The sequence below is a fragment of the Limnohabitans sp. genome (genome assembly GCF_044361645.1).
In the GTDB taxonomy this organism is placed as follows: domain Bacteria; phylum Pseudomonadota; class Gammaproteobacteria; order Burkholderiales; family Burkholderiaceae_C; genus Limnohabitans_A.
The window spans coordinates 1-2,883 of the sequence record NZ_JBIKIL010000210.1 but is presented as its reverse complement, the minus strand read 5'-3'; the positions used below and the strand labels follow the sequence as shown (position 1 = coordinate 2,883).

General features: G+C 59.9%; 4 protein-coding genes. 1 reads left to right on the top strand and 3 read right to left on the bottom strand.

Going from position 1 to position 2,883, the window contains the following annotated elements:
- The coding region (locus ACIQ39_RS19120; protein ID WP_396436167.1) for a sugar phosphate nucleotidyltransferase at positions 1 to 172 on the bottom strand (172 nt) is incomplete at its 3' end.
- Positions 169 to 1,638: a phosphomannomutase gene (locus ACIQ39_RS19115; RefSeq protein WP_396436166.1), complete on the bottom strand. Its 1,470-nt coding sequence runs from the start codon at positions 1,636 to 1,638 to the stop codon at positions 169 to 171. The genes ACIQ39_RS19115 and ACIQ39_RS19120, both read right to left, overlap by 4 nt.
- 113 nt (positions 1,639 to 1,751) lie before the next feature.
- On the opposite strand from ACIQ39_RS19115, the gene ACIQ39_RS19110 reads away from it, so the two are divergent.
- Complete coding sequence (locus tag ACIQ39_RS19110; RefSeq protein WP_396436165.1) at positions 1,752 to 1,967, top strand: hypothetical protein; 216 nt, start codon at positions 1,752 to 1,754, stop codon at positions 1,965 to 1,967.
- Between the two features lie 110 nt (positions 1,968 to 2,077).
- On the opposite strand, the gene ACIQ39_RS19105 is transcribed toward ACIQ39_RS19110, so the two are convergent.
- The coding region (locus tag ACIQ39_RS19105) for an ATP-binding protein (protein ID WP_396436164.1) at positions 2,078 to 2,883 on the bottom strand (806 nt) is incomplete at its 5' end.

Genomic DNA, 2,883 nt, shown 5'->3' with positions numbered 1-2,883 from the left:
GGTTGGTGACGATGAGCAGGTCGTCGGTGCCGCAGGCTTGGCCGCGCGAGATGGCTTGCTCCAGCAGGGCACTGCCGCCCAGCTTCATGAAGGGCTTGGGGTAGGCCTGACGCGATGCGGGCCAAAGACGGGTTCCGGCACCGCCGGAGAGAACGATTGAGATCAGTTTCATGTTGTCTTGCTCAAGATTGTTTTTATTTGATTCATGCCGGCGGTCAGCAATTGCTGGGCCTGCTGGGGGCTGCTGGCCTCGGTGTAGCAACGCAGCTCGGGGGCGTTGCCCGAGGGGCGCAGGTGGATGATGGTCTCGTCGGCCAAGGTGATGCGCAGGCCGTCGGTCTGGTCGGTGTGCACAGCCTGGCTGCCGGTAAACCGCACATAGGATTGCAGCGCGGCTTTGTCTTGCGCCAGTTCGCCGATCAGTTGCTGGCTCTGGGCTGTGGGCAGGTTCTGGATGCGGTCAGCCTGGGTGTAACGCGCTGGGAGCAGGCTGGGCAATACAGACAAGGGCTGCTGCTTGTGCTGGGCCATGGCCAACACGGCCAAGATGGGTAAGGTGCTGTCGCGGGTGGGCAGGGGCTGCAGGCCTTGTTGCGCGGTCTGCAGCAGGAAGCCGCCATTGGCCTCAAAGCCGGCCACGCTGGTGTGGCCTTGGGCTTGCAGCTGTTGCATGGCCTCGATCACATAGGGCGAGCCGATGCGGGTTCGCTGCGTGTGGCCAAAGCGGCCTGACTTTTCGAGTGCGGTGTTGGAGCTGACCGGGGTGACCACGGTTTGCACACCCAGCCAAAGCGCAGTCAGCGTGCCCAGCACATCACCACGCATGAAGCGACCTTGTTCGTCACAGACCCAGGGGCGGTCGCCGTCACCGTCGGTTGACACCACCGCGTGCAGTTGGTGCTGTGCGCACCAAGCGGCGGCCATGGTTTCGTCGGCGGCAGAAACGGCTTCGGTGTCGATGGGCACAAACTGGTCGCTGCGGCCCAAGCAAATGGCCTGCGCCCCCAGCTGGCTGAGCAGTTGCGCCAGCATGTCGCGGCCTACGGCGCTGTGTTGGTACACGCCAATGCGCAGGCCTTGCAGGGCTTGAACAGGCATAAGGTTTGTATAGCGGGCCACATAGGCGGCCAGAGCCGTGCTACTGCCTGACTGTGCGTGCACTTGCGCCAGGCATTCAGCCAAGTTGGGCAGTTGCCCGTCTTGCGGCAGCAAGGCCTCGACAGGTATGGCTTGCATGGCGACTTCGTCGGCCTTGAGGATTTCGCCTTGGGCGGTATAGAACTTGATGCCGTTCCGGTCAAAAGGGATGTGGCTGCCTGTGACCATGATGCCGGGGCTGCCCGATTGCAAAGCACGCAAATTCAATGCGGGGGTGGGCAAGCAACCGGCCCAATCGGCTTGCAGGCCTTCTTGTTGCAAGCCAGCGCAGACTGCGGCGGCAATGGCGGGGCTGCTGGGGCGCAGGTCCCAACCGATCACGCATTGGCTTGTGCCTTCAGGCAGTTGGCCGGTTTGTCGCAAGTGCTGAACGAACACACGCACATAGGTGGCCACGACGGGCGCGGTCAGGTCTGAAACCAAGGCGCGGACGCCGCTGGTGCCAAAACCGACAGTGGGGGCTAAGTCTTTAAGAAGCATGCAGGGGTCAGGCAAACAGTTGCGCTTGGGCAAGACTTGTGTCGAGTTGGTCTTTGGCCAACAGTTGTGACCTCAGGCCTTGGGGCCAACTAGTACAGATAGCTTTGGAGATCATGTTGCTGATGACCCCTTACTCCTTTATCAGAGTTGGTTGCGCAAATACTGGCTTTAACTGTTTTGGAAGACACTTGAGCCAGTTTTTGCAGCTTTTCGGCATCGATGCACTGTTGGTGATGTGCATGATGGCCGCAATTGAGCCGCATGCATTGGTTATGTTTTGTGAAGGCTACCGCAGCACCTGCGTCTTCTTTTTTGACGGGCGCTTGTAAAGCTTTCTGTTAGCAAAACAGTTCAATTTGATGTTGATTCTAAATTCAATCAACCATTGAAAAACTGACACGAATTATTTTTAAATTTATAAAATAATAAATTGAATAAATTACGCTACAAAAGTCACTTGGAATACGGCGCCCCCGTCAGGATTGGGTTGGCACTCGATGGTTCCTCCGTGCCGCTCGACGATGGTTTTAACCAGAGCCAAGCCCAAACCAACACCGCCAGATTGCTCGCTGGCGCCCGGTAACCTGAAAAACGGCTCAAAGATGCGTTGTCGCCAAGCCTCTGGCACGCCAGGGCCTCGGTCACTGACACTCAAGACCACGCCCAGTGTGCTTCTTTGAAGGCGCAAAACGACTTCGCCTGTCTGGGCGTTTGCCCCATACCGTCGCGCGTTTTCTAGCAGGTTACGCACCATGCGGCGCAGCAACTTGGCCACGCCGGGAACTTCAAGTGTGGTCATGCCCGGGGGCACCTCGAGTTTGGCCCCGACCCGCGCACACTCTTCGGCGCACAGCCCCACCAGGTCCACCGGCTCCACGGTGCCGATGTCGGCCTCCTTGGCGTCTAAGCGGCTGGCCAACAAGATCTCGTCGATCAGTTGGTCCAGCTCGGCCATGTTGCGCAAGATTTCGGCGCGGCTGCGGGCCATGGCGGCGGGGTCATCCTTGGGGGCGTTCATCAACTCCAGCCCCATGCGGATGCGGGCTAGGGGCGAGCGCAACTCGTGCGAAGCGTTGGCCAGCAATGACTTTTGCGAGGCCATCAGGCCCTCAATGCGCTCGGCCGCCGCGTTGAACCGTTCAGACAAGTCGGCCACTTCGTCGTCGCCTTGCACGGGCACACGCACCGACAAGTCGCCCTCGCCCCAGCGCTGCACACCGCGCTGCAGCCCTTCCAGCCGCTGTG

Excerpts from the sequence above, each read along its gene's own strand:
- ACIQ39_RS19110 (WP_396436165.1), top strand. The coding sequence starts at position 1,752 with ATGTTGCTGATGACCCCTTACTCCTTTATCAGAGTTGGTTGCGCAAAT.
- ACIQ39_RS19115 (WP_396436166.1), bottom strand. The coding sequence starts at position 1,638 with ATGCTTCTTAAAGACTTAGCCCCCACTGTCGGTTTTGGCACCAGCGGC.